This is a genomic window from Streptomyces sp. NPDC057438 (assembly GCF_042802995.1).
GTDB lineage: Bacteria > Actinomycetota > Actinomycetes > Streptomycetales > Streptomycetaceae > Streptomyces.
Window position 1 is genome coordinate 36,856 of the sequence record NZ_JBHVDD010000061.1, and the last position, 23,576, is coordinate 60,431.

At 68.0% G+C, this 23,576-nt stretch carries 20 protein-coding genes and 1 tRNA gene; 10 read left to right on the plus strand and 11 right to left on the minus strand.

The genetic code is table 11. The features are described 5' to 3' along the window. Positions 1-16: 16 nt before the first annotated feature. Together ACFU5F_RS27990 and ACFU5F_RS27995 are read right to left on the minus strand one after the other, a co-directional pair. On the minus strand, positions 17-1,570 hold the full coding sequence (locus ACFU5F_RS27990) for a hypothetical protein (protein WP_383892813.1): 1,554 nt from the start codon (positions 1,568-1,570) through the stop codon (positions 17-19). A 344-nt stretch (positions 1,571-1,914) separates the two neighbouring features. Then, complete coding sequence (locus ACFU5F_RS27995; RefSeq protein ID WP_003999697.1) at positions 1,915-2,043, minus strand: DLW-39 family protein; 129 nt, start codon at positions 2,041-2,043, stop codon at positions 1,915-1,917. Between the two features lie 416 nt (positions 2,044-2,459). Here ACFU5F_RS27995 and ACFU5F_RS28000 point away from each other — a divergent pair, with 416 nt between their 5' ends. Then, positions 2,460-2,825, plus strand: coding sequence for a DUF6344 domain-containing protein (locus ACFU5F_RS28000; protein WP_383892816.1), 366 nt, complete (start codon positions 2,460-2,462; stop codon positions 2,823-2,825). Positions 2,826-3,060: 235 nt separating this feature from the next. On the opposite strand, the gene ACFU5F_RS28005 is transcribed toward ACFU5F_RS28000, so the two are convergent. From ACFU5F_RS28005 to dnaA, 9 genes are all read right to left on the minus strand, one after another. Then, positions 3,061-3,137: transfer RNA gene (locus ACFU5F_RS28005), tRNA-Ile, on the minus strand. 168 nt (positions 3,138-3,305) lie between these two features. After that, on the minus strand, positions 3,306-4,118 hold the full coding sequence (locus ACFU5F_RS28010; RefSeq protein ID WP_383892819.1) for a DUF3566 domain-containing protein: 813 nt from the start codon (positions 4,116-4,118) through the stop codon (positions 3,306-3,308). A gap of 18 nt (positions 4,119-4,136) precedes the next feature. Beyond that, positions 4,137-6,731 (minus strand): DNA gyrase subunit A, encoded by a 2,595-nt coding sequence (gene gyrA, locus ACFU5F_RS28015; RefSeq protein WP_383892821.1) that lies wholly within the window; start codon positions 6,729-6,731, stop codon positions 4,137-4,139. Between the two features lie 42 nt (positions 6,732-6,773). Next, positions 6,774-8,819, minus strand: coding sequence for a DNA topoisomerase (ATP-hydrolyzing) subunit B (gyrB, locus tag ACFU5F_RS28020; protein ID WP_383892824.1), 2,046 nt, complete (start codon positions 8,817-8,819; stop codon positions 6,774-6,776). Between the two features lie 417 nt (positions 8,820-9,236). After that, positions 9,237-9,770: a DciA family protein gene (locus tag ACFU5F_RS28025; protein ID WP_319366169.1), complete on the minus strand. Its 534-nt coding sequence runs from the start codon at positions 9,768-9,770 to the stop codon at positions 9,237-9,239. Next, positions 9,767-10,891: a DNA replication/repair protein RecF gene (gene recF, locus ACFU5F_RS28030; protein WP_383892827.1), complete on the minus strand. Its 1,125-nt coding sequence runs from the start codon at positions 10,889-10,891 to the stop codon at positions 9,767-9,769. The genes ACFU5F_RS28025 and recF overlap by 4 nt, the downstream gene beginning before the upstream one ends. A 102-nt stretch (positions 10,892-10,993) precedes the next feature. Continuing rightward, positions 10,994-11,869, minus strand: coding sequence for a phosphogluconate dehydrogenase (NAD(+)-dependent, decarboxylating) (gnd, locus tag ACFU5F_RS28035; RefSeq protein WP_383892830.1), 876 nt, complete (start codon positions 11,867-11,869; stop codon positions 10,994-10,996). Positions 11,870-12,060: 191 nt separating this feature from the next. After that, positions 12,061-13,191 (minus strand): DNA polymerase III subunit beta, encoded by a 1,131-nt coding sequence (gene dnaN / locus ACFU5F_RS28040; protein ID WP_037689673.1) that lies wholly within the window; start codon positions 13,189-13,191, stop codon positions 12,061-12,063. 924 nt (positions 13,192-14,115) lie between these two features. Further along, complete coding sequence (gene dnaA / locus ACFU5F_RS28045) at positions 14,116-16,140, minus strand: chromosomal replication initiator protein DnaA (RefSeq protein WP_383892833.1); 2,025 nt, start codon at positions 16,138-16,140, stop codon at positions 14,116-14,118. Positions 16,141-16,558: 418 nt separating this feature from the next. On the opposite strand from dnaA, the gene rpmH reads away from it, so the two are divergent. From rpmH to ACFU5F_RS28090, 9 genes are all read left to right on the plus strand, one after another. Then, positions 16,559-16,696, plus strand: a complete 138-nt coding sequence (gene rpmH, locus ACFU5F_RS28050) for a 50S ribosomal protein L34 (protein WP_005482975.1) — start codon at positions 16,559-16,561, stop codon at positions 16,694-16,696. A gap of 21 nt (positions 16,697-16,717) precedes the next feature. After that, a complete protein-coding gene (gene rnpA / locus ACFU5F_RS28055; RefSeq protein WP_078531538.1) occupies positions 16,718-17,089 on the plus strand; it encodes a ribonuclease P protein component in 372 nt (123 codons plus the stop codon). Beyond that, positions 17,086-17,439: a membrane protein insertion efficiency factor YidD gene (gene yidD, locus ACFU5F_RS28060; protein WP_383892837.1), complete on the plus strand. Its 354-nt coding sequence runs from the start codon at positions 17,086-17,088 to the stop codon at positions 17,437-17,439. The genes rnpA and yidD overlap by 4 nt, the downstream gene beginning before the upstream one ends. A 3-nt stretch (positions 17,440-17,442) precedes the next feature. Beyond that, complete coding sequence (gene yidC / locus ACFU5F_RS28065) at positions 17,443-18,723, plus strand: membrane protein insertase YidC (protein ID WP_383892841.1); 1,281 nt, start codon at positions 17,443-17,445, stop codon at positions 18,721-18,723. A 15-nt stretch (positions 18,724-18,738) separates the two neighbouring features. Then, positions 18,739-19,251 (plus strand): protein jag, encoded by a 513-nt coding sequence (locus ACFU5F_RS28070; RefSeq protein WP_383892844.1) that lies wholly within the window; start codon positions 18,739-18,741, stop codon positions 19,249-19,251. 115 nt (positions 19,252-19,366) lie between these two features. After that, entirely contained in the window at positions 19,367-20,083 is a 717-nt protein-coding gene (rsmG, locus tag ACFU5F_RS28075) for a 16S rRNA (guanine(527)-N(7))-methyltransferase RsmG (protein WP_383892847.1), read from the plus strand. 288 nt (positions 20,084-20,371) lie between these two features. Continuing rightward, positions 20,372-21,445: a ParA family protein gene (locus ACFU5F_RS28080; RefSeq protein ID WP_078852329.1), complete on the plus strand. Its 1,074-nt coding sequence runs from the start codon at positions 20,372-20,374 to the stop codon at positions 21,443-21,445. Beyond that, positions 21,442-22,539: a ParB/RepB/Spo0J family partition protein gene (locus tag ACFU5F_RS28085; RefSeq protein ID WP_383892850.1), complete on the plus strand. Its 1,098-nt coding sequence runs from the start codon at positions 21,442-21,444 to the stop codon at positions 22,537-22,539. The genes ACFU5F_RS28080 and ACFU5F_RS28085 overlap by 4 nt, the downstream gene beginning before the upstream one ends. 325 nt (positions 22,540-22,864) lie before the next feature. After that, a complete protein-coding gene (locus tag ACFU5F_RS28090; RefSeq protein WP_383892853.1) occupies positions 22,865-23,482 on the plus strand; it encodes a GNAT family N-acetyltransferase in 618 nt (205 codons plus the stop codon). Positions 23,483-23,576 lie beyond the last annotated feature (94 nt).

The following is a 23,576-nucleotide window of genomic DNA, read 5'->3' on the forward strand; positions in this document are numbered from 1 at the left end:
GAGGGCCCAGCACACCTCACCGTCCCCGGGACGCCCCGTGCCGCCCCCGCGGTGTCCCGCCCGAGTCAGTCCGCCCGGCCTCCGTCTCCACCATCGACGGCGCCTTCGTCTTCGTCTTCGCGTCCGCGGACGCCCGCCTGCGCGCCACAAGGGTCCACACCACGAGTCCGAACACCAGCAGACTTCCCGTACCGATGCCGCCCGCCGCGACGACCGTCATGGCGAGACGCCGCTGCCCACCGGAGGAGTCGCCAGAATCCTCCCCGTCGGCGGAGGTCTCCGTGTCGTCCCCACCGTCACCGGTCCCCGCACCCTCCAGCGTCTCCCCCGCGGTTCCCTTCTCCGCGGCCTCCTGGTCCTCCGCGGTGACCTCGAAGACACCACGTGGCTCGGAGGTACCGAGATATCCCGGCCCGGCCCCGGCCCTGCCCTCCAGCCGCACCCGCAGGGTCAGCCCGACAGGCTCCTCGCCGTACCGGTCCGCGACCGAGGCCCCGAGATGGAGTGCCAGGTAGTACCAGCCGGCGAACCGCATCCCGCTCACTTCGCCGTTCGGGGAGAAACGGTTCTCGTACGCGACGGGCGGAAGCGGGTCGAGGGCGGTGGACCGTTGTTCGCCCCGGTAGTCGGCGGTCCTGTCGTCCACGAAGCCACGCACGGGGTTGTAGAGCGACATGGTGAACGCGTTCCCCACGTACCCGTCGCCGCCCGTCGTGCTGCCCAGATCGGCGGTGACGTGGAGCTGCTGTCCCCAGCCGACGGGCACCTTGTAGAACAGTGTCTCCCCGGCCCTGATCCCGGCCTCGTCCTGCCAGACCCCCTGCGCCACCGGGCTGGCCGTCGCGAAGCCGCTCCCGCCGCGCCGGCGCTCAGGGTCACCGGACAGGTCCTCCGGCGGTGTGGAGTCGAAGCTCTCGGGGGCGCTCGTCGAACCGCTCTTCGTCACGGCCGGCTCCGCCACGAAGCCGAGCTCCAGCCCCCACTTCGCCGACGAACCGTCCGCAGGTGAGCCCGACACCGATCCGGAAGCCGAGCCAGGCCCCGCCCCCGTACCGGTTCCCGGTCCCGCGCCCACCCCCACGCCGACCCGCTCGACGACGACGTAGTACGTCCCCGCCTCCTGACACATGTACTCGTCGCTGCCGATCTCACGCGAGGCCCAGGCGGTGACGGGATGCGCGCTGCGGGTCGGGCCGAAGCGGGCGGTCTCGTACGAGCAGCGATGCGCGTCGGCGTCCTGCAGAGAGACTCTGATGCCGTCCGCGGAGGCGACCGCGGCTCCGGCGTCGGGCACGGCCGTGGCCGAGACGTACGCGTTCGCGGCGGCACCGAGGTCGAGGCGGTAGTAGAGCTTCCCGCCAGGACCGATGGAGCTGTGGTAGGTCCCGCCGGCCGACAGCCGCAGGGCACCCGTGCTGCTGGTGGCACCCTCGACCGTCCTCGCACCCTCGGCATACGCGTACGGGGAGGGGTCGTCGTCGGCAGCCGCGGGTCCGGCCGCCGTGATCGCCGCGCACAGGGCCGCTCCCACGGCTGCCGCAGTTCGCCACCGGACCGTGCGCCGCCCCATCAAGCGCCACCCCTCGTCGTAGACCGAAGTCGCGGCTCCGGAGTCGAAGCCCGCGGAAACACTCGGAAGAACCGCCCGGAAACCGCCCGGAAGAAAGCCTGGAGTGAATGGGCCCATCCTGCCGGGCCGTGCCCGCCGGTGCCGTCGTTCCTGGGAAGGAGCGGCTGAAAACGGCCTCTACCCGACCTTGCTCTTTGCCTCGGCAATCACATCGTTCGCCAAGGCGAATCCTGTGCGGGCAGGACGTTCATGGATGTCCGGGCGAAGGCAGGTGAGACGTCCGAGCGACACAAAACCCCGACCGCGAGCGCGGCCGGGGTCTGCTCTGAGACTGATGTCGATGTTCACGAACCCGTGGGCACGGAGTCAGTAGCCTCCGTCCACAGGTCCTGCTCGGCGCGATCCGCCTGGATCTGGCGGTACACGAGGAGCCCGCCGATGGCGGCCAGTGCGACCAGGAGAAGCTTCTTCACCGCGCGACCTCGTCTTTCCTTGACGTAGGGGACCTCTGGCGCCCGACTATACACACCGACCGATACCGATCGGTGACCTGCGTCCCACCCCTCAACTGCCGCCGGAAAGGCCGCAGTAGAACCGGATGCGACTGTTCCGATCGCAGGTTCATCACACAGGTCCCGCACCCCCCTTCACGCGGCGCGAGCCCCACAGGGCCTCCGGTCTCAGCACATCCCACCCTGCACGGCCCCTGCCGCCCGCACCGCCCCTGCGGCCCCGTGCGCGCTTGAGGGAGCTTTCCAGGCCCCTTACGCCCATCCGAGTGCTGTTCATCCGACGATCCACACGCCACGGGCGTCGGTACACGATTTCAGAGCCCACATACACATCATGAGGAAAGTACGCAAATCGCCCGACCCGAAAGTGAGGGGCCATGGCCCAGAACACGGTCATGAAGCTGTGGACCGCCGTCGTCACCGCCGTCCTGGCGCTGTGCACGGCACTCGGACTGATCACGACCACGGCGTCGGCCGCGGTACCGCAGACCGGCACCACCCGCAACTGCGCGGCCCCCACGACGCTGCCGGCTACGGCCCTGCCGGTCCGGCCCCACGATCGCGCCCTGCCCCCCACGATGAAGCAACGCATCCGCGCCGAGGCCCACGGCTCCTCGCCCTCCTGCCGTCACCGCGCGCTCCTGGAATCGGCAGCCACGAACGCAGCGGACGCCATGGACGCCACCGCCCTGCAGCCCTCTTTCACCCAGGCCGAGCGACCCGCCCCACCCCTCCAGAGCTGATTCGACCCAGGCAGCAGACCAGCACAACCACCGTGGCGATCTTGCGTACGACGCCCCGCTGGACAGGCACACGGGAACGACCGAAGAGAACGACCGCAGAAAGCAACAGGAACCCCCGGCCGGGAGGGCCGGGGGTTCCTGCGTCAGTAACCGTCGATCATCAGTCGGCACCCAGAACGGTGGGCACCCAGAACGACGAAGACCCCCAACCGTCACCGGTTGAGGGTCTTCATGCTGGTGGGGCTAACAGGATTTGAACCTGTGGCCTCATCCTTATCAGGGATGCGCTCTAACCAACTGAGCTATAGCCCCGCCGCGCTGTGCGGTGTGTGTCCCGCGCGCTGACTCCTGAAGATTAGCGCACGACGTGGGGAGTCCCAAAATCGATACCCGCAGGGGAACCGCGACGCGGTCGGACACCCTGACGGGGACGGCGTCGGACGCCGTCCCCGGGGGCCGTTCCCTAGGTGGTGGCCGTGCTCACTCGTCCTCGGCGAGCGTCAGCTCGATGCCGCCGACGAAGGCCGCGGAGATGTTGTAGATGAAGGCGCCGAGCGTGGCGAGGGCGGTCGCGAGGACCACGTCGATGACCGCGATGATCGTGGTGAACACGAGCACGTTGGGCAGCGACAGGAACGACTGCAGATCGAAGCCGTTGGACTCGTTCGAGCCGGTGGCCTCGGAGATGGTGGCGCCGACCGTCGAGAACACGCCCATCGCGTTCATGACCATCCACAGCACCGCGGCCGCGACGACCGTGCAGATGCCGAGGGCGATGGAGAGCAGGAAGCTGACCTTCATCACGGACCACGGGTCGGCCTTGGCCACTCTCAGCCGCGCCTTGCGCGTCCGCGGCGTCGTGCGCACTCCCGGACGCGGCTTGCGGGACGCGCCGTCCGGCACCGGCTGGTACGCCTGCGGCGGGTGGTACGGGCCTGCCTGCTGCTGCGTCTGCCGCTCGCCGGGCAGTGCGGAGCCACCCGCCTGCGCCTGGGCGGGGGCCTGCGGGGGAGCAGGGCGCGCGGACCCGCTCGCAGCCGCGGCCGGGCTGCCCTGCGCGGGCTGCTGGGCCTGCGGACCACGGGTGTCCGTCACGGTTCCCCCCTGGGGTCCGGCCTTGTCGAGGGACGGCGCGGGTGCGACCGAATCGGTCGCACCCTTGATCGCTTTCAGTTGGGTCGTGTGCGTGTCCATCGCACGCGCGGCGGAGCCACGGCCGCCGCCGTCCGCCTCCGACCCGGTCGAAGTGCCGGCCGAAGTACCGGACGATCCCGCGTCCGTGGCTCCGCTCACGCTGACTCACTCCTCGTGCTACTCGGACGAGGGCGCCTCACCCTCGTCCGTACCGGTCGTCGCGGCACCCTCGGCGGTCTCGTCCACGGCCTCGTCGCCGTCGACCTCCTCCGCCTCCCGCCCCGCCTCGGCGTTACGAGCGATGCCGACGACGGCATCGCGCTTGCCCAGGTTGATCAGTTGGACGCCCATGGTGTCACGGCCGGTTTCCCTGATCTCGTTGACTCGCGTACGAATCACACCGCCCGACAGCGTGATGGCGAGGATCTCGTCGGTCTCCTCGACCACCAGCGCGCCGACGAGCGAGCCGCGGTCCTCGACGATCTTGGCGGCCTTGATACCGAGGCCGCCGCGACCCTGGACGCGGTACTCGTCGACGTTGGTCCGCTTCGCGTACCCGCCGTCTGTGGCAGTGAACACGAACGTACCGGGTCGAACAACATTCATCGAGAGCAGCTCGTCGCCCTCGCGGAAACTCATGCCCTTGACACCCGAGGTGGCACGGCCCATGGGCCGCAGTGCCTCGTCCGTCGCGGTGAAGCGGATCGATTGTGCCTTCTTGCTGATCAGAAGGATGTCATCTTCTGCTGATACGAGTTCGGCTCCGATCAATTCGTCATCGGAACCGTCCTCCTTCTCACGGAGGTTGATGGCGATGACACCGCCGGATCGGGGCGAATCGTAATCTTTCAGAGGCGTCTTCTTCACAAGTCCGCCCTTGGTGGCGAGCACCAGGTAGGGCGTGGCCTCGTAGTCGCGGATCGCGAGGATCTCGGCGATCGCCTCGTCCGGCTGGAACGCCAGCAGGTTGGCGACGTGCTGTCCACGCGCGTCACGTCCGGCGTCCGGCAACTCGTAGGCCTTCGCCCGGTAGACACGGCCCTTGTTGGTGAAGAACAGCAGCCAGTGGTGGGTCGTGGACACGAAGAAGTGGTCGACGATGTCGTCTTCCTTGAGCTTCGTGCCGCGCACGCCCTTGCCACCGCGCTTCTGCGCGCGGTAGTCCACCGTCTTGGTCCGCTTGACGTAACCGCCGCGCGAGACGGTGACGACGATGTCCTCCTCGGCGATGAGGTCCTCGATGGACATGTCACCGTCGTAGGGCACCAGCATCGTCTTGCGGTCGTCGCCGAACTTCTCGACGATCGCGGCGAGTTCCGCGCTGACGATGCCGCGCTGGCGGACCGGCGAGGCGAGGATCTCGTTGTACTCGCGGATCTTGGCCTGAAGTTCGTCGTGCTCCTGGATGATCTTCTGACGCTCCAGGGCGGCGAGGCGGCGCAGCTGCATCTCGAGGATGGCGTTGGCCTGGATCTCGTCGATCTCCAGGAGGTCCATCAGGCCCGTGCGCGCGATGTCGACGGTGTCGCTGCGCCGGATCAGCGCGATGACCTCGTCGATGGCGTCCAGGGCCTTCAGCAGGCCGCGCAGGATGTGTGCCCGCTCCTCGGCCTTGCGCAGCCGGAACTTCGTCCGGCGGACGATGACCTCGATCTGGTGCGTCACCCAGTGGCGGATGAACGCGTCCAGGGAGAGGGTGCGGGGCACGCCGTCGACCAGCGCCAGCATGTTGGCGCCGAAGTTCGTCTGCAGGTCCGTGTGCTTGTACAGGTTGTTCAGCACGACCTTGGCGACCGCGTCGCGCTTGAGGACGATGACCAGGCGCTGCCCCGTACGGGACGACGTCTCGTCACGGACGTCCGCGATGCCGCCGATCTTGCCGTCCTTCACGAGGTCGGCGATCTTCTGCGCGAGGTTGTCCGGGTTGACCTGGTAGGGGAGTTCCGTGACCACCAGGCACTGGCGGTTCTGGATCTCCTCGACCTCGACGACCGCGCGCATCGTGATGGAGCCGCGTCCCGTGCGGTACGCCTCCTCGATGCCCTTGCGGCCGACGACCAGGGCGCCGGTCGGGAAGTCGGGGCCCTTGATGCGCTCGATCAGCGCGTCCAGGAGGTCCTCGTGGGAGGCGTCGGGGTTCTCCAGGTACCACTGGGCGCCGGCCGCGACCTCGCGGAGGTTGTGCGGCGGGATGTTCGTCGCCATGCCGACCGCGATACCGGCCGAGCCGTTGATCAGCAGGTTCGGGAAGCGGGCGGGCAGGACGGTCGGCTCCTGGGAGCGGCCGTCGTAGTTGTCCGTGAAGTCGACGGTGTCCTCGTCGATGTCACGGACCATCTCCATCGACAGCGGCGCCATCTTGCACTCGGTGTAGCGCATGGCCGCCGCGGGGTCGTTGCCCGGAGAACCGAAGTTGCCGTTGGAGTCCACCAGCGGCATCCGCATCGACCATGGCTGCGCGAGGCGGACCAGCGCGTCGTAGATCGAGGAGTCACCGTGCGGGTGGTAGTTGCCCATGACGTCGCCGACGACACGGGCGCACTTGTAGAAGCCCTTCTCGGGCCGGTATCCACCGTCGTACATCGCGTACAGGACGCGGCGGTGCACAGGCTTGAGACCGTCGCGCACGTCGGGCAGCGCGCGGGACACGATGACGGACATCGCGTAGTCGAGGTACGAGCGCTGCATCTCGGTCTCGAGCCCGACGGGCTCGACGCGCTGGACGGTCTCGCCGCCCTCTTCGGGCGTCACTGGAGTGTTCTGGTCGGCCATGGCCGGTGAAGATCCTTCCTGGTGCGGTCAGCTGAGACCGACTCAGATGTCGAGGAAGCGGACGTCCTTGGCGTTGCGCTGGATGAACGCGCGACGGGCCTCGACGTCCTCGCCCATCAGGACCGAGAACAGGTCGTCGGCCTGAGCGGCGTCGTCGAGCGTGACCTGGCCGAGGACGCGGTGCTCCTGGTCCATCGTCGTGATGCGCAGTTCCTCGGCGTTCATCTCGCCGAGACCCTTGAAGCGCTGGATCGAGTCCTCCCGGATGCGCTTGCCGCGCTGCCGGCCCATCTCGATCAGCGCGTCCCGCTCGCGGTCGGAGTACGCGTACTCGATGTCCTCGCGCCCCCACTTGATCTTGTAGAGCGGCGGGCGGGACAGGAACACGTGCCCGGCCTCGACCAGCGGCCGCATGAAGCGGAACAGGAAGGTCAGCAGCAGGGTGTTGATGTGCTGGCCGTCGACGTCGGCGTCCGCCATCAGGATGATCTTGTGATAGCGCAGCTTCTCGATGTCGAAGTCCTCGTGGACTCCGGTGCCGAAGGCCGAGATCAGCGCCTGGATCTCCTGGTTCTGCAGGATCTTGTCGATCCTGGCCTTCTCCACGTTGAGGATCTTGCCGCGGATCGGGAGGATCGCCTGGTACTCGGGGTTCCGGCCGGACTTGGCCGAGCCGCCGGCGGAGTCACCCTCGACGATGAAGATCTCGCACTTGATGGGGTCGTTCGACTGGCAGTCGGAGAGCTTGCCCGGCAGCGACGCCGTCTCGAGAAGCCCCTTGCGGCGGGTCAGATCCCGGGCCTTGCGGGCCGCCACGCGCGCGGTGGCCGCCTGGATGCCCTTGCGGACGATGTCCGCCGCCTCGACCGGGTTGCGGTCCAGCCAGTCGTTCAGGTGCTCGTAGACGACCTTCTGGACGAAGGTCTTCACCTCGGTGTTGCCCAGCTTGGTCTTGGTCTGGCCCTCGAACTGCGGTTCGCTCAGTTTCACCGAGATGATCGCCGTCAGGCCCTCGCGGATGTCGTCGCCCGTGAGGTTGTCGTCCTTCTCCCGCAGGAGCTTCTTCTCGCGCGCGTACTTGTTGACCAGGTTCGTCAGCGCCGCGCGGAAGCCCTCTTCGTGCGTACCGCCCTCGTGCGTGTGGATGATGTTCGCGAAGGAGTAGACACCCTCGGTGTAGCCACCGTTCCACTGCATCGCGAGTTCGAGGGACAGGCTCCTGTCCTTGTCCTCGGCCTCCAGGTCGATCACGGTGGGGTGCACCACGTCCCCCTTGCGGGAGTTGAGGTACTTCACGAAGTCGACGATGCCGCCCTCGTAGTGGTACGAGACGCTCTTGACCTCGTGCTTCTCGTCCTCACCCGCTTCGTCCGCCCCGGCCGTGGCCTTCGCCGACTCCCGCTCGTCGGCGAGGTTGATCCGCAGTCCTTTGTTGAGGAACGCCATCTCCTGGAAACGGCGCGAGAGCGTCTCGAAGGAGTACTCCGTGGTCTCGAAGATGTCCGGGTCGGCCCAGAAGGTGACCGTGGTGCCATGCTCGTCCGTCGCCTCGTGCTGGGCGAGCGGGGCCGTCGGGACACCCAACTTGTAGTCCTGGGTCCAGCGGTGGCCGTCGGTCTTGATCTCGACGGACACCCTGGTCGACAGGGCGTTCACGACGGAGACACCCACGCCGTGCAGGCCGCCGGAGACCGCGTAGCCGCCGCCGCCGAACTTGCCGCCCGCGTGCAGGACCGTCAGCACGACCTCGACGGCCGGCTTGCCCTCGGAGGGGACGATGCCGACCGGGATACCACGGCCGTTGTCGACGACCCGCACGCCGCCGTCGGCGAGGATCGTGACGTCGATGGTGTCCGCGTGGCCGGCCAGCGCCTCGTCGACGGAGTTGTCGACGACCTCTTGCACCAGGTGGTGAAGTCCGCGCTCACCGGTGGAACCGATGTACATACCGGGCCGCTTGCGGACCGCGTCCAGGCCTTCGAGGACGGTGATGGCGCTGGCGTCGTACGCCGTGCCGGAGGCCTCGGCGACTCCGGCCGGGGCCTCGGTGGACAGGATGTTCTCGTTGGGGTTGCCGGAATCGGCCACGAAGCGCCCTTTCTGGCACAGCACAAGCCAGGCTCCCGGCGGGTTTGCCGGAGCGGCTGCGGCGTTGCGGTGGAAGCCTTTGTCTGTGTGGAACGGTGTTTCCGAAGCGGTCCCCACGAATGGGGCGGGATTAGCTTCCAGTCTACCGGTAGCGCCGACAGTGATGGGGGTTTGCCGGTACCTGAGTCCGCATGTGCCGCCCTGAACCGGTCTCTCCCGACTCCCCATATGGGGAACGGGGCTCCAAGAGGCTCACAGCGGCACTCAGCGCTTCCGGGTGTCAACCCTTTGCTACTCCCGGGTCACGTCCCTGTTCGCAACCGCACGCGGCGGCGCACACTTGAGCGCACGGCTGTTCACGAGGCGGCGCGGACCCTCCGGTGACGGGCACGACGGCACCCGGAAATGTGACTACGGTCACCCGTAGGTATCGCCGGGACCCGTGCTTCCCGGGGCCCGCAGGGGGCCGTAGCGACGGGCGGACCCGGCGGGGCCGTGGACCTTCAGCAGCCGTACGGTGCCGTGCCCGAGGTCCTCGTTGAGCCGGGCGACCAGTTGCGGAGCCAGCAGCCGCACGTTCGTCGCCCACGCCGTCGAGTCGCACCGCACGTGCAGGACCCGCTCGTCCTCGTCGTACCGCTCCGGCACGCACCGTCTGGCCAGGTCGTCGCCGACGATCTGCGGCCAGCGGCCCATGACCCCGCCGACGGCCGCCGGGGTCTCCCAGCCCCGCTCGGTGATCAGACGGTTGATCGCGGGGCCCAGTGGCATGGGATCGCGGCCATCGGCACGGGCGCCGGACCGCAGCCCGCCACCGCGCCTGGCCTGCTTCTTCTGCTGTGTGGCCTCACCACGCGCACGTGCGGCCTCCTTCGCGGCACGCAGCGCCACGCGCGCGAGGTCCACACCGGAGGGCTCGGGAGGTGTCGGGGTCGCCCCGGATCCGCTCATACGCGCTCCACCGTCCCGTCGGACACGACGTAGCGCGCCCCTGTCAGTACGTCCGGTACGTCGTCGTCGACCGCGGCGGTCACCAGGACCTGCTCGCCCGGCGCGACCAGTTCCGCCAGCCGCTCCCGCCGACGGCTGTCCAGCTCGGCGAAGACGTCGTCGAGGATCAGCACCGGCTCGTTCCCCTCGGCCCGGAGCAGATCGTACGAGGCCAGCCGCAGGGCCAGGGCGTAGGACCAGGACTCGCCATGGGAGGCGTAGCCCTTGGCGGGCAGCTGACCGAGCTTGAGGGTCACATCGTCCCGGTGGGGTCCCACGAGGGTGACGCCCCGCTCGATCTCCTGCTTGCGGCTCTCCGCGAGGGCGGCCGTCAGCTGCTCGTACAGCTCCTCGCGCGCGTGCCCGACGAGGCCGGGAGAGGAGGGTCTGTACTCCAGGCTCACCGGTCCGCCCCCGGGGGCCAACTGCTCGTAGGCCTTGTCGGCGAGCGGCTGGATCGCCGCGACGAGGTCCAGCCGCTGGGCGAGCAGCTCGGCGCCCACGCGCGCGAGGTGCTGGTCCCATACGTCGAGCGTGGACAGGTCCATGGAGCGGCCGCCGTGCCGACGGGCCAGCGCGGCCGACTTCAGGAGCGTGTTGCGCTGCTTGAGGACCCGCTCGTAGTCGGAGCGCACACCCGCCATGCGCGGGGCTCGTGCGGTGATCAGCTCGTCGAGGAAGCGCCGCCGTTCGCCGGGGTCGCCCTTGACCAGGGCGAGGTCCTCCGGCGCGAACAGCACCGTCCGCACGATGCCGAGCACGTCACGCGGCCTGACCTGCGAGGACCTGTTGATGCGCGCTCGGTTCGCCTTGCCGGGGTTCAGCTCCAGCTCGACCAGCTGCTGTCGCTCGCCCTGCCGCACCTGCGCCCGGACGATCGCGCGGTCGGCGCCCATGCGGACCAGGGGGGCGTCCGACGACACCCGGTGGCTGCCGAGGGTCGCGAGGTAGCCCACCGCCTCGACCAGATTCGTCTTGCCCTGGCCGTTGGGCCCCACGAACGCGGTGACGCCCGGGTCGAGCGGGACCTCGACCCGGGCGTACGAGCGGAAGTCGGCCAGCGACAGATGCGTGACGTGCATGGTCGGGTGCCGACCTCCCCCAGGGTTGTGGACCGCCGTGCGGTCCTGTGGACGACTGTGTGTCGACCGTTGGCGTGTGCGTCTCGTCCTCGGTCGCGCGGGCTACTTCGTCTCGACCGCGTGGCCGCCGAACTGGTTCCGCAGCGCCGCGATCATCTTCATCTGCGGAGAGTCCTCCTGGCGCGAGGCGAACCGCGCGAAGAGTGAGGCCGTGATCGCGGGCAGCGGCACGGCGTGGTCGATGGCTGCCTCCACGGTCCACCGGCCCTCGCCGGAGTCCTGTGCGTACCCCTTCAGCCGGTCCAGGTGCTCGTCCTCGTCGAGGGCGTTCACCGCCAGGTCGAGCAGCCAGGAACGGATCACCGTGCCGTCCTGCCAGGAACGGAAGACCTCGCGGACGTCCGTCACCGAGTCGGCCTTCTCCAGGAGCTCCCAGCCCTCGGCGTACGCCTGCATCATCGCGTACTCGATCCCGTTGTGGACCATCTTCGCGAAGTGCCCGGCGCCGACCTTGCCGGCGTGCACCGCCCCGAGGTCGCCCTCGGGCTTCAGCGCGTCGAGGACCGGCTGCACCTTGGCGACGTTCTCCGCGTCACCGCCGTACATCAGGGCGTAGCCGTTCTCCAGCCCCCAGACGCCGCCGGAGACACCGCAGTCGACGAAGCCGATGCCCTTGGCGGCCAGCTCCTCGGCGTGCTTCTCGTCGTCCGTCCAGCGGGAGTTCCCGCCGTCCACGACGACGTCCCCGGGCTGGAGGAGTTCGGCCAACTCGTCGACGGTCGACTGGGTGGCCGCACCGGCCGGGACCATCACCCACACGACCCGCGGGCCGTCGAGCTTGCCCACAAGTTCTTCCAGGCTGTGGACATCGGCGAGATCCGGGTTCCGGTCGTATCCGATGACGGTGTGGCCTGCGCGGCGGATGCGCTCGCGCATGTTCCCGCCCATCTTGCCGAGGCCGACGAGACCGAGCTCCATCAGTGGTTCCTTAGGTTGCGACGTGTGCGTGAGGGCACTTGCGTACCCACCCACGAGCCTAGACCCGGACGCTCACGCACACCTGTGGGCATACCCGCTCATAAGTAGCCCCCGACCTGCGGCTTCGCACCGAGGGCCCGGTGATCCACCGGGCCCCACAGCCTTGTGGACGCCTCCGACGGCCCGGCCGGTCAGCCGCTGAGCCGCACCGGCATGATCAGGTACTTGTAGGCCTCGTCCGCCTCGGCGTCCACGGCCGGCTTGCCGCTGAGCAGCGCGGGCTTGGTGGACGTGGTGAACGACAGCTGGGCGACCGGGGAGTCGATGGCGCTCAGGCCGTCCAGCAGGAACGTGGGGTTGAAGGCGATCGAGATGTCGTCGCCCTCCAGCTGGGCGTCGACCCTTTCCACAGCCTGTGCGTCGTCGCTGGAGCCGGCCTCCAGGATCAGCACGCCCTGCTCGAAGCTGAGCCGCACCGGGGTGTTCCGCTCGGCGACCAGCGCAACGCGCTTGACGGCCTCGACGAACGGGGCGGTCTCGATGACGGCCACGCTGTTGAACTCCGTCGGGAACAGCGTGCGGTACTTCGGGAGGTCGCCCTCCAGCAGCCGCGTGGTCGTACGACGGCCCGCGCCCTCGAAACCGATCAGCCCCTCTCCCGAGCCCGAACCGGAGAGCGCCAGAATGACGCTGTCGCCGCTCGTGAGGGCCTTGGCGGTGTCCAGGAGGGTCTTGGCGGGCACCAGGGCGACCGCGGACGCCTCGGGGTTCTCCGGCTTCCACAGGAACTCGCGGACCGCGAAGCGGTAGCGGTCGGTGGAGGCCAGCGTGACCGTGTCGCCCTCGATCTCGATGCGCACACCGGTGAGGACGGGCAGCGTGTCGTCGCGCCCGGCGGCGATGGCCACCTGGGCGGCGGCGGAGGCGAAGACCTCGCCGGGGACGGTGCCCGTGGCGTTCGGCATCTGCGGCAGGGACGGGTACTCCTCCACAGGCAGTGTGTGGAGGGTGAACCGCGAGGAGCCGCAGACCACCGTGGCCCGTACACCGTCTGTGGAGATCTCCACGGGCCGGTTGGGCAGGGCGCGGCAGATGTCGGCGAGCAGCCGTCCGGAGACGAGCACCGTGCCTTCCTCGTCGACCTCCGCCTCCACGGAGACCCGGGCGGAGACCTCGTAGTCGAAGCTGGAGAGGCTCAGCTGGCCTTCCTCGGCCTTCAGAAGGAGGCCGGCGAGGACAGGCGCCGGCGGCCGGGCCGGGAGGCTGCGCGCCGCCCAGGCCACGGCCTCCGCGAGTACGTCGCGTTCCACCCGGATCTTCACTGTTGCCGCCTCCTGCTGTTGCCGGCGCTTCTCGCCCTGCCTGGCTTCGTCGTCTGTCTCGGTGTCGGTGGTCCCTGTGACGGGAAGGACACCGGGGACCAGTCTGACGCACACCACTGACACTCGGAGCCTCTCGGGGTCAAGTCGTGACGAGGCGCGGTCAGGCAGCCAAGAGCGAGTTGTGCACAGGACCCACTTCGAAACGGATTCCCAGCTCTCTCTAGTTGGGAGTAGTAGTAGGGCCTGTGGAAACCGTGGATAACCCCGTTTTCGCAGCTCAGGCGGCAAATTTTGTCCACCGGGCCTGTGGGCGGAGCCGGTGGACAACCAGGGGTCTCTGTGGAGAACGGAAAGTTCTGCACACACCGTGCACAGCCTCGGGCCACTTCTCCCCAACGGCGTCCCCAGGTTTACCCGCCTTTCCCACAGCCCAACCGGGCAACTTCGTGTGACGCCTTTCACTCGACACGGTGAGGAGGGGCGTTGGCTTGCCGAACAGTGGACAGGCATGTGGAGAAGCCGTCGATCACTGGGGACAACCGGGTGCGGCCTGTGGGCCGTCGGTGGACAACCTCGTCCACAGTCTGTGGATCACGAACCTGTCCACAGCCTGTGGAGATCTTTCGTCCACGAATCCACAGGGGACTGACCTGGCCTGATGATCCCTCAACAACCGGCCCTGTGGACACGATCTGCATAACTTCCCGGTCCCCAGGGTGTGGACGGAAGAAAGTCCCCGAATCTGTGGAGGGAGGCCGTAACTCGACTGGTAATCGAACATCTGATGTCGGAGCGGCGACGTCCGAAGCCGCCGCCCACGACGTTCGAAGCCGGCCGGGCGACGTCCGAAGCCGCCCGGGAACGACGAAGGCGCCCTCGGGAACGCGTCCCGGGGCGCCTTCAGCGACGTACGACGGCCGTCCGTCAGCCGTTCTTGATGCGGTTCGTCAGCTCCGTCACCTGGTTGTAGATGGAGCGCCGCTCGGCCATCAGAGCGCGGATCTTGCGGTCGGCGTGCATGACAGTGGTGTGGTCACGGTTGCCGAACTGCGCGCCGATCTTGGGCAGCGACAGGTCGGTCAGCTCCCGGCACAGGTACATGGCGATCTGTCGGGCGGTCACCAGGGCACGGCCGCGCGAGGTGCCGCAGAGGTCCTCGACCGTGAGCCCGAAGTAGTCGGCCGTCGCGCCCATGATCGCGGTGGCCGTGATCTCGGGGGACGCGTTCTCGCCGCCGGGGATCAGGTCCTTGAGGACGATCTCGGTCAGCCCGAGGTCCACCGGCTGCCGGTTGAGCGACGCGAACGCCGTCACCCGGATCAGGGCGCCCTCCAGCTCGCGGATGTTGCGCGAGATGCGGGACGCGATGAACTCCAGCACCTCCGGCGGGGCGTTGAGCTGCTCCTGCACCGCCTTCTTGCGCAGGATCGCGATCCGCGTCTCCAGCTCGGGCGGCTGGACGTCGGTGATCAGACCCCACTCGAAACGGTTCCGCAGCCGGTCCTCCAGCGTCACCAGCTGCTTCGGCGGCCGGTCGCTGGAGAGCACGATCTGCTTGTTCGCGTTGTGGAGCGTGTTGAAGGTGTGGAAGAACTCCTCCTGCGTCGACTCCTTGTCCGCCAGGAACTGGATGTCGTCCACGAGCAGGATGTCCATCTCCCGGTACCGCTTGCGGAAGCTGTCGCCCTTGCCGTCGCGGATGGAGTTGATGAACTCGTTGGTGAACTCCTCCGAGCTCACGTACCGCACCCGCGTACCCGGATAGAGGCTCCGCGCGTAGTGCCCGATCGCGTGCAGCAGGTGGGTCTTGCCGAGCCCGGACTCCCCGTAGATGAAGAGGGGGTTGTACGCCTTGGCGGGCGCCTCGGCGACGGCCACCGCGGCCGCGTGCGCGAAACGGTTCGAGGCACCGATGACGAAGGTGTCGAAGAGGTACTTCGGGTTCAGACGTGCTGTCGGCTCACCGGGGCCGGGTGCCGGCGCGGGCTGCGCCGCCAGCGGGCCGGGCGCGCTGCTCGACGGGCCGCCCCGGTGCACGTGCCCGGAGCCCGGCGGAGGCTCGGGAAGCTCGCGCCGGTCCTGGCGCGGATAGTCGGAGTCGACACCCGGCCGGTCGTAGTCACCGCGGTGCTGGTCGTAGTCGGAACGCTGCTGGTCGTACGGTGACCGGTCCCTGGGCTGCGAACGGTAGTCCGAGGAGGGCGAGGCGTAGGGGTCCCGTTCCGGGAAGCCGAGCCGCTGCTGCTGCCAGCCGTAGTCGTCCTGCGACGGCCGCGGCCAGGCGCCCGGCTCGGGCCGCTGGTACTCGGACGGATAGGCGGGGCGCGCGGTCGGCAGCTGGTCCGAGCGGCCGGCGGGGTGCTCCGAGCGAGGGGGCGGCAACTGCTCGCCGGCCCCGCCGCCCAGCTGATCGCCGCGCCCCGGGCCGCGGTCCTCGGCCCGATGACGGCCGTATCCCTCGTAAGGGTCGCGGGGCTGGCCGTCGTATCCGTTCTGCGGCTCGTACGTGTTCTTGTTCTCGTACGCGTTCTGGTTCTCGTACCCACCGCGCCCGTCGCGCCCCTGGCCTTCGTACGGGGGTCTGCCGTCGTATCCGTCGCGGCTCTGGGCCGGGACGGAGGGCAGCTCCGGCTCCTCGAAGCGGTGCTGGACCGGCGGGGGCGGAGTCTCGCCGACGGAGCTGTCGACGGTGATCGCGATACGGATCGGGCGGCCGCACTCCCGGCTCAGGGTCTCGCTGACGATCGGCGCGAGACGACCCTCCAGTACGCCCTTGGCGAACTCGTTCGGGACGGCGAGCAGAGCCGTGTCCGCGACCAGTGCGAGGGGCTGGCAGCGCTTGATCCAGCGCTCGTCCTTCACCTCGACGCCTTGGCCGTGGCCCTCACCGAGGAGCTTCTCCAGTACGCGTGGCCACACTGCGGCAAGATCGGCAGGTACGTCAGCCACAGGGCACGCTCTCTCACAGGTCCCACGAACGTGTGGTTCTGGGACAGGTCGGTTCGGAACTCGGGTGGGGCACTCGGAAACGAGGTGCTGGTGGGTGGGTCGGGTCCCAGCAGCCAAAGGAAAAGGAACGAATCGGAGTTCAGTCACGGTAGTCACGGCGACGGGTACGGTTCAAGTTGTTGTCCCCAGCCTGTGGACAGTGTCTCCCCGTGACCTCTGGTTTGACCGGATGGCGTAGCCGCGCGTACCGTAACCAGGTCGAGTTGTCGATGGCTGCTGCCGCCTGCCTCCGATGGGCACAGATCGCGTCAGGTGATCGGACAGCGGTGCACTCGGGCGTTTATACGAGCTACTCGTGGGCGCACGGTGACAGCCAGGACGGCACCCGCAAACACCGATTTCTTTCTGGAGCCCCCGAGTGAGCAAGCGCACCTTCCAGCCGAACAACCGTCGTCGCGCGAAGACCCACGGCTTCCGCCTGCGGATGCGTACCCGTGCCGGTCGCGCGATTCTCGCGAACCGTCGCAGCAAGGGTCGCGCCAGCCTGTCCGCCTGATCCCGATCAGGTCATGACGTCGTGCTGCCTACCGAGCATCGGCTGAGGCGGCGCGAGGACTTCGCGACCGCGGTACGACGAGGACGCCGGGCCGGCCGCCCGCTCCTCGTCGTTCACCTACGTAGCGGTGCCACGGACCCGCACGCGCCTGGGGAGAGCGCTCCCCCGACGCGTGCGGGTTTCGTCGTGAGCAAAGCCGTCGGTGGCTCGGTCGTCCGTAACAAGGTGAAGCGCAGGCTTCGCCATCTGATGCGCGATCGAGTCGCTCTGTTGCCCCCCGGTAGCCTGGTAGTAGTACGAGCGCTGCCCGGAGCGGGTGACGCCGACCACGTACAACTGGCCCAAGACCTGGATGCCGCCCTGGGGCGGCTGCTGGGAGGGGGCGCACGATGAAGTACCCGCTGCTGGCGCTGATCAAGCTGTACCAGTGGACGATCAGTCCGCTGCTGGGGCCGGTGTGCAAGTACTACCCGTCGTGCTCCCACTACGGCTACACGGCCATCGACCGGCACGGTGCGATCAAGGGAACGGCACTCACCGCCTGGCGCATCCTGCGGTGCAATCCGTGGTCGCTCGGCGGTGTGGACCACGTCCCGCCCCGCAAGCGCCCACGGTGGCACGAGATGGTGCGTGGCACGTGGCGCGTACGCAAGGGCGGGTCCTCCGCCGCCGAACCGGCCACCGAGGGGCACGTTCCTTCGAGCCCGGCCGCCGAGAGCCCGTCCCATGCCCAAGGAGCATGATTAGTGGACACGATTGCCAGCCTCTTCAGCTTCATCACGACACCTGTCTCCTGGGTCATCGTCCAGTTCCACAGCGTGTACGGCGCCCTCTTCGGCGCTGACACCGGATGGGCCTGGGGCCTGTCCATCGTGTCCCTGGTGATCCTGATCCGTATCTGCCTGATCCCGCTCTTCGTGAAGCAGATCAAGGCGACCCGGGCGATGCAGACGCTGCAGCCCGAGATGAAGAAGATCCAGGAGCGCTACAAGAACGACAAGCAGCGTCAATCCGAAGAGATGATGAAGCTGTACAAGGAGACGGGTACCAACCCGCTCTCCTCGTGCCTTCCCATCCTGGCGCAATCCCCGTTCTTCTTCGCGCTGTACCACGTGCTCAACAGCATCGCGAACAACGACACCATCGGTGTCATCAACGAGAGCCTGCTGCAGAGTGCCCAGAAGGCGCACATCGTCGGTGCTCCCCTGGCCGCGAAGTTCACCGACAGCTCCGCGGACGTCTCCGCGCTCGACGCCTCGCTGACCACCGTCCGCATTGTGACCGCGGTCATGATCGTCCTGATGTCGGCGTCGCAGTTCTACACGCAGCGTCAGCTGATGACGAAGAACGTCGACACCACGGTGAAGACGCCGTTCATGCAGCAGCAGAAGATGCTGATGTACGTCTTCCCGGTCATGTTCGCGGTCTTCGGCATCAACTTCCCGGTCGGTGTCCTCGTCTACTGGCTGACCACCAACGTGTGGACCATGGGCCAGCAGATGTACGTCATCCACAACAACCCGACCCCGGGCTCCAAGGCGCAGGCAGCCTACCTGGAGCGCCTCTTCAAGCACGTCACGCGGCACGGCAAGACCCGCAACCGCCGCGAGCGCGCCATCGTCAAGGCCATCGTCGTCAAGGGCCGTGACCGTAACGAGTACGAGCGGAAGTTCATCACCGGCCTGGGCAAGGAGGGCCTCGCGGCCCAGGGTGACGGCACCGTGATCAAGAGCGAGGTCGCCGTCGCCACGGCCGAGGACGGTACGCCCACCCCCGGCACGCCCAAGCGCCAGCAGCCGAAGCGTCAGAGCAAGGCCCAGCGTCAGTCCGGCGGCGCGAGGAGCGCCGACGAGGACGAGCCGAAGACCGAACCCACGTCGCTGAGCAAGTCCGACCAGCCCGAGGACGCCGAGCCTGCGGCCGCGGCCAAGAAGGCCGCGCCCAAGGCCGGCACCGGTGGCCGCAGCAAGGCCCAGTCCGGTCAGCGCAAGGGCCAGCAGCGCCCCAAGTCCCCGTCCAAGAAGTAAGAAGGAGTTCCTCCCGTGACGGAAGGCATCACCTCCACCGCCTCCGAGGGTGGCGACACCCTGACCCGCCTGGAGCAGGAGGGTGAGATCGCGGCGGACTACCTGGAAGGTCTGCTGGACATCGCAGACCTCGACGGCGACATCGACATGGACGTCGAGGCCGACCGTGCCTCTGTCTCGATCATCAGTGACTCCGGTGGCCGTGACCTGAACAAGCTCGTCGGCCGCGAGGGCGAGGTGCTCGAGGCGCTTCAGGAGCTCACACGCCTGGCCGTGCACCGCGAGACCGGTGACCGCAGCCGTCTGATGCTGGACATTGCGGGCTACCGTGCCCAGAAGCGCGCCGAGCTCTCCGAGCTGGGCGCCAAGGCTGCGGCCGAGGCCAAGAGCAGCGGCGAGCCCGTGAAGCTGAAGCCGATGACGCCGTTCGAGCGCAAGGTCGTGCACGACGCGGTCAAGTCGGCCGGCCTGCGCAGCGAGTCCGAGGGCGAGGAGCCGCAGCGCTTCGTCGTCGTGCTGCCCGCCTGATTCGGTACGTACGTTTCCCCGGCCCCGTCTGCCCGCAGGCGGGGCCGAACTTTGTCAGCCTGTTGTTCTGATGTCAGCGCCCAGTGCGCTCTTGCGGTACGGAAGGACGGTCCCCGTGACGGAGTCAGTGGAGCTCCCCCCTGCGCCCGAGCAGGCACGCGACGTATTCGGTGATCGCTACGCGGACGCGGTCCGGTACGCCGAGCTCCTGGCCGAGGCGGGAGTGCAGCGAGGGCTCATCGGCCCGCGCGAGGTGCCCCGTCTGTGGGAGAGGCATTTGCTGAACTGTGCGGTGCTCTCCGAGGTCGTCCCGGAAGGTGTCACGGTGTGCGATGTCGGCTCCGGCGCCGGACTCCCCGGTATTCCGCTGGCCCTCGTCCGGCCGGACCTGAAGATCACGCTGCTGGAACCGCTGCTGAGGCGCACGAACTTCCTGACCGAGGTCGTCGAGCTCCTGGGCCTCGATCATGTGACCGTCGTCCGGGGCCGGGCCGAGGAGGTCCTCGGCACCTTGCAGCCGGTTCACGTGGTGACGGCCCGGGCCGTGGCCCCATTGGACCGATTGGCCGCCTGGGGCATTCCTCTGCTGCGCCCCTACGGAGAGATGCTCGCCCTCAAGGGAGACACCGCCGAGGAGGAACTGAAGAGCGCGGCCTCGGCTCTCAGTAAGCTCGGCGCGGCGGAGACCTCGGTCCTTCATGTCGGCGAGGGAGTGGTGGATCCTCTGTCCACGCTGGTCCGTGTGGAGGTCGGGGAGAGCCCGGGTGGCGTGCGCTTCGCCGCGAAGCGGGCCAAGGCGGCCCGGACCGGTCGAGCCCGCCGACGCCGCTAGGCCTCGGTCCTGGCCCTTTACTGATCCGTCCTGACGACGCCCCTACTCCACACAAGCTGCCAAACCCACGCGTCCCGGAGTGTCGCGTCAGCGTGGCCTGTGCCGCTGGGCATCGTGTTTCACGTGAAACGTCGCTCATTGCTGCACGGCATCATCAGCCGCGGCCGCGCCGCGGCCGAACCGCGTGACCGGAGGCCTCTCGGGTCACTCGAAGAGGTAACGGAGTTTTCCACAGAGGTGGAATTCTCCACAGAAGACCAGGCCTCACTGGTTCACGACCCCGAAGGCATGGGAGGCTCTGTTCATTGCGAGCCTGAAGTCGAGGAGAGTGAATCCTTGCGGTCCGACGCCAACATCGCGGGACCGATGACCGATCCGGTCCCCGGTCCCCGTACCGAGTCGATGGGGGACGATGTTTCACGTGAAACACCGCCCCCGATGGACGACACTCCCATCGGTCGTGCTGCCCAGCTGGCGGTAGAGGCTCTGGGCCGGGCCGGTGAAGGTCTGCCCCGGCCCGAGCAGACCAGAGTCATGGTCGTCGCCAATCAGAAGGGCGGGGTCGGCAAGACCACGACAACAGTCAACCTCGCCGCTTCGCTGGCTCTGCACGGCGCCCGGGTCCTGGTGATCGACCTCGACCCCCAGGGCAACGCGTCCACCGCGCTGGGGATCGACCACCACGCCGAGGTGCCCTCCATTTACGACGTGCTGATCGACAGCAAGCCCCTGGCAGAAGTCGTCCAGCCCGTTGCCGACGTAGAAGGCCTCTTCTGCGCTCCCGCCACGATCGATCTCGCTGGTGCGGAGATCGAGCTAGTGTCCCTGGTGGCACGGGAGAGCCGACTGCAGCGAGCAATTCAGGCGTACGAGCAGCCTCTGGACTACATCCTCATCGACTGCCCGCCCTCGCTCGGCCTGCTGACGGTGAACGCGATGGTCGCCGGCCAGGAGGTACTCATTCCGATCCAGTGCGAGTACTACGCACTGGAGGGCCTCGGCCAGCTGCTCCGCAACGTCGACCTGGTACGGGGGCACCTCAACCCCATCCTTCATGTGTCGACCATTCTGCTCACCATGTACGACGGCCGGACGCGCCTGGCGTCCCAGGTCGCCGACGAGGTGCGTACCCACTTTGGCGAGGAGGTGCTGCGGACGAGCATTCCCCGCTCGGTCCGTATCTCCGAGGCGCCCAGCTATGGGCAGACGGTGCTGACCTACGATCCAGGATCGAGCGGTGCCCTCTCCTATCTTGAGGCGGCACGAGAAATCGCACTGAAGGGGGTGGGCGTGGGGTACGACCCGACGCAGGCCCACATCGGTGCTCAGAACAATCCGAGTGTGGTGGAGGGCGTCCAGTGAGTGATCGACGGAGGGGGTTGGGCCGTGGTCTCGCCGCACTGATCCCAGCGGCGGCGACAGGAGAGAAGGATTCTCCCGCAGCCGGAGCGTCCGCACCCGCGCCTTCGGCGGTGCCATCTGTCTTCACCCCAGAGCGCGGGGTGGGGGCCTCCAAGGTGGCGACCCTCGCGCCTGTTTCACGTGAAACAGAGGAAGTATCTTCGAACGTCGCGGCGGAGCTGCCCGCCGCGCCCGTGGGGGCCTACTTCGCCGAGCTGCCTCTCGACTCCATCACCCCTAACCCGCGTCAGCCGCGCGAGGTGTTCGACGAGGACCTTCTTCAGGAGCTCGTCACCTCCATCAAGGAGGTCGGCCTTCTCCAGCCCATCGTTGTTCGTCAGGTGGGCCCGGCCCGCTACGAGCTGATCATGGGTGAGCGGCGTTGGCGGGCCTGCCATGAGGCCGAGCTGGAAGCGATCCCGGCGATCGTCCGGGCGACGGATGACGAGAAGCTGCTGCTGGACGCGCTTCTGGAGAACCTCCACCGTGCCCAGCTGAACCCGCTGGAAGAGGCTTTCGCCTACGACCAGTTGCTCAAGGATTTCAACTGCACGCACGACCAACTGGCGGACCGTATCGGTCGGTCCCGCCCGCAGGTCTCCAACACACTGCGCCTGTTGAAGCTCTCGCCGGCGGTCCAGCGTCGCGTGGCCGCCGGTGTTCTCTCCGCGGGACACGCCCGGGCACTGCTCTCCGTCGAGGACTCGGAGGAGCAGGACAAGCTGGCTCACCGGATCGTGGCCGAGGGACTCTCGGTCCGCGCCGTGGAAGAGATCGTCACCCTCATGGGATCGCACCCGAAAGCCTCCACGCGGTCGAAGGGCCCTCGTGCCGGCTCTGTGCCCTCTCCGGCACTGGGTGAACTCGCGACCCGTCTCTCGGACCGGTTCGAGACCAGGGTGAAGATCGATCTGGGCCAGAAGAAAGGCAAGATCACTGTTGAGTTCGCGTCCACGGAGGATCTTGAGCGGATTCTGAGCACGCTCGCCCCGGGCGAGAAGCTGGCGCTGCAGAGGAGTCTGCTGGACGACGACTCGGAGGAGACGGAGGCCTGAGTCTCCTGAAGGATGGGCTCGCCTTCGGCCCGTCGACCGCCTGAGCGGGCTGTGTCCGATGTATACCGGACACAGCCCGCTCTTTGCTTTGAGGCGGTATCGAGGCAATCACATCGTGGATACGATGCGTTCGGGTAGGGCGCATCGAACTGGCGGGTCTTCTGTGGAGAGGCGGAGCCATGCGAACCGTGAGCCGTTCCGGACTGGTGACGGCAGGTCTGGGACTGGGGGCGGTCGGTGGTTTCATCGGCAGTCTGCTCCGGGAGCGGAGCGCTCTGACAGCCGCCCGTGACGTTGCGGGCGAAGGAAGCGAGGAACAGCCTTCATGGGGCGTCGGCTCGTACCGCTCACGCTGGACAACCTTCAGGACATCCCCAAGCGCTGCCGGTCGTGTGTCTTCTGGGAGCTCGACCCAGTCAGCGGCGAGGCCGCGTTAAAAGCCGGCACGCCCGCTCTGGAGAAAGAGGCATGGATCTCCGCCGTCCTGCTGGACTGGGGATCCTGCGGCCGGGTCGTCTACGTGGACGAGGTCCCGGTGGGGTTCGTGCTCTACGCACCTCCCGCTTACGTGCCCCGCGCCCTGGCGTTCCCCACCAGCCCAGTGTCTCCGGACGCGGTTCAGTTGATGACCGCCTTCATCACGCAGGGCTATCAGGGCCAGGGGCTCGGCCGTGTGATGGTGCAGACGGTTGCCAAGGACCTCCTGCGGCGGGGCTTCAAGGCGATCGAGGCCTTTGGGGACGCCCGTTGGAAGGAGCCGGCCTGTGTCCTCCCCGCCGATCATCTGACGGCGGTGGGCTTCAAGACGGTCCGCCCCCACCCCACGTATCCACGCCTGCGGCTGGAGCTGCGGACGACGCTCTCCTGGAAGGAGGACGTCGAGCTGGCACTGGACCGGCTCCTGGGCGCCGTGCAGAAGGAGCCGGCGTTGCGGCCGCTCTAAGACGTCGTCTCATTTGGTGAGTCGGCGGTAGCAAATGAGGGTGCAGGCGATGGCGGTGAAGGCCAGGAAGTGTTCGGCCTTGCGCTCGTAGCGG

Coding starts and splice junctions, on each gene's coding strand:
- ACFU5F_RS27990 (WP_383892813.1), bottom strand. CDS start 1,570: ATGGGGCGGCGCACGGTCCGGTGGCGAACTGCGGCAGCCGTGGGAGCG.
- ACFU5F_RS28000 (WP_383892816.1), top strand. CDS start 2,460: ATGGCCCAGAACACGGTCATGAAGCTGTGGACCGCCGTCGTCACCGCC.
- gyrA (WP_383892821.1), bottom strand. CDS start 6,731: ATGGCCGACCAGAACACTCCAGTGACGCCCGAAGAGGGCGGCGAGACC.
- ACFU5F_RS28025 (WP_319366169.1), bottom strand. CDS start 9,770: ATGAGCGGATCCGGGGCGACCCCGACACCTCCCGAGCCCTCCGGTGTG.
- recF (WP_383892827.1), bottom strand. CDS start 10,891: ATGCACGTCACGCATCTGTCGCTGGCCGACTTCCGCTCGTACGCCCGG.
- gnd (WP_383892830.1), bottom strand. CDS start 11,869: ATGGAGCTCGGTCTCGTCGGCCTCGGCAAGATGGGCGGGAACATGCGC.
- yidD (WP_383892837.1), top strand. CDS start 17,086: ATGAAGTACCCGCTGCTGGCGCTGATCAAGCTGTACCAGTGGACGATC.
- ACFU5F_RS28080 (WP_078852329.1), top strand. CDS start 20,372: ATGGGAGGCTCTGTTCATTGCGAGCCTGAAGTCGAGGAGAGTGAATCC.
- ACFU5F_RS28090 (WP_383892853.1), top strand. CDS start 22,865: ATGGGGCGTCGGCTCGTACCGCTCACGCTGGACAACCTTCAGGACATC.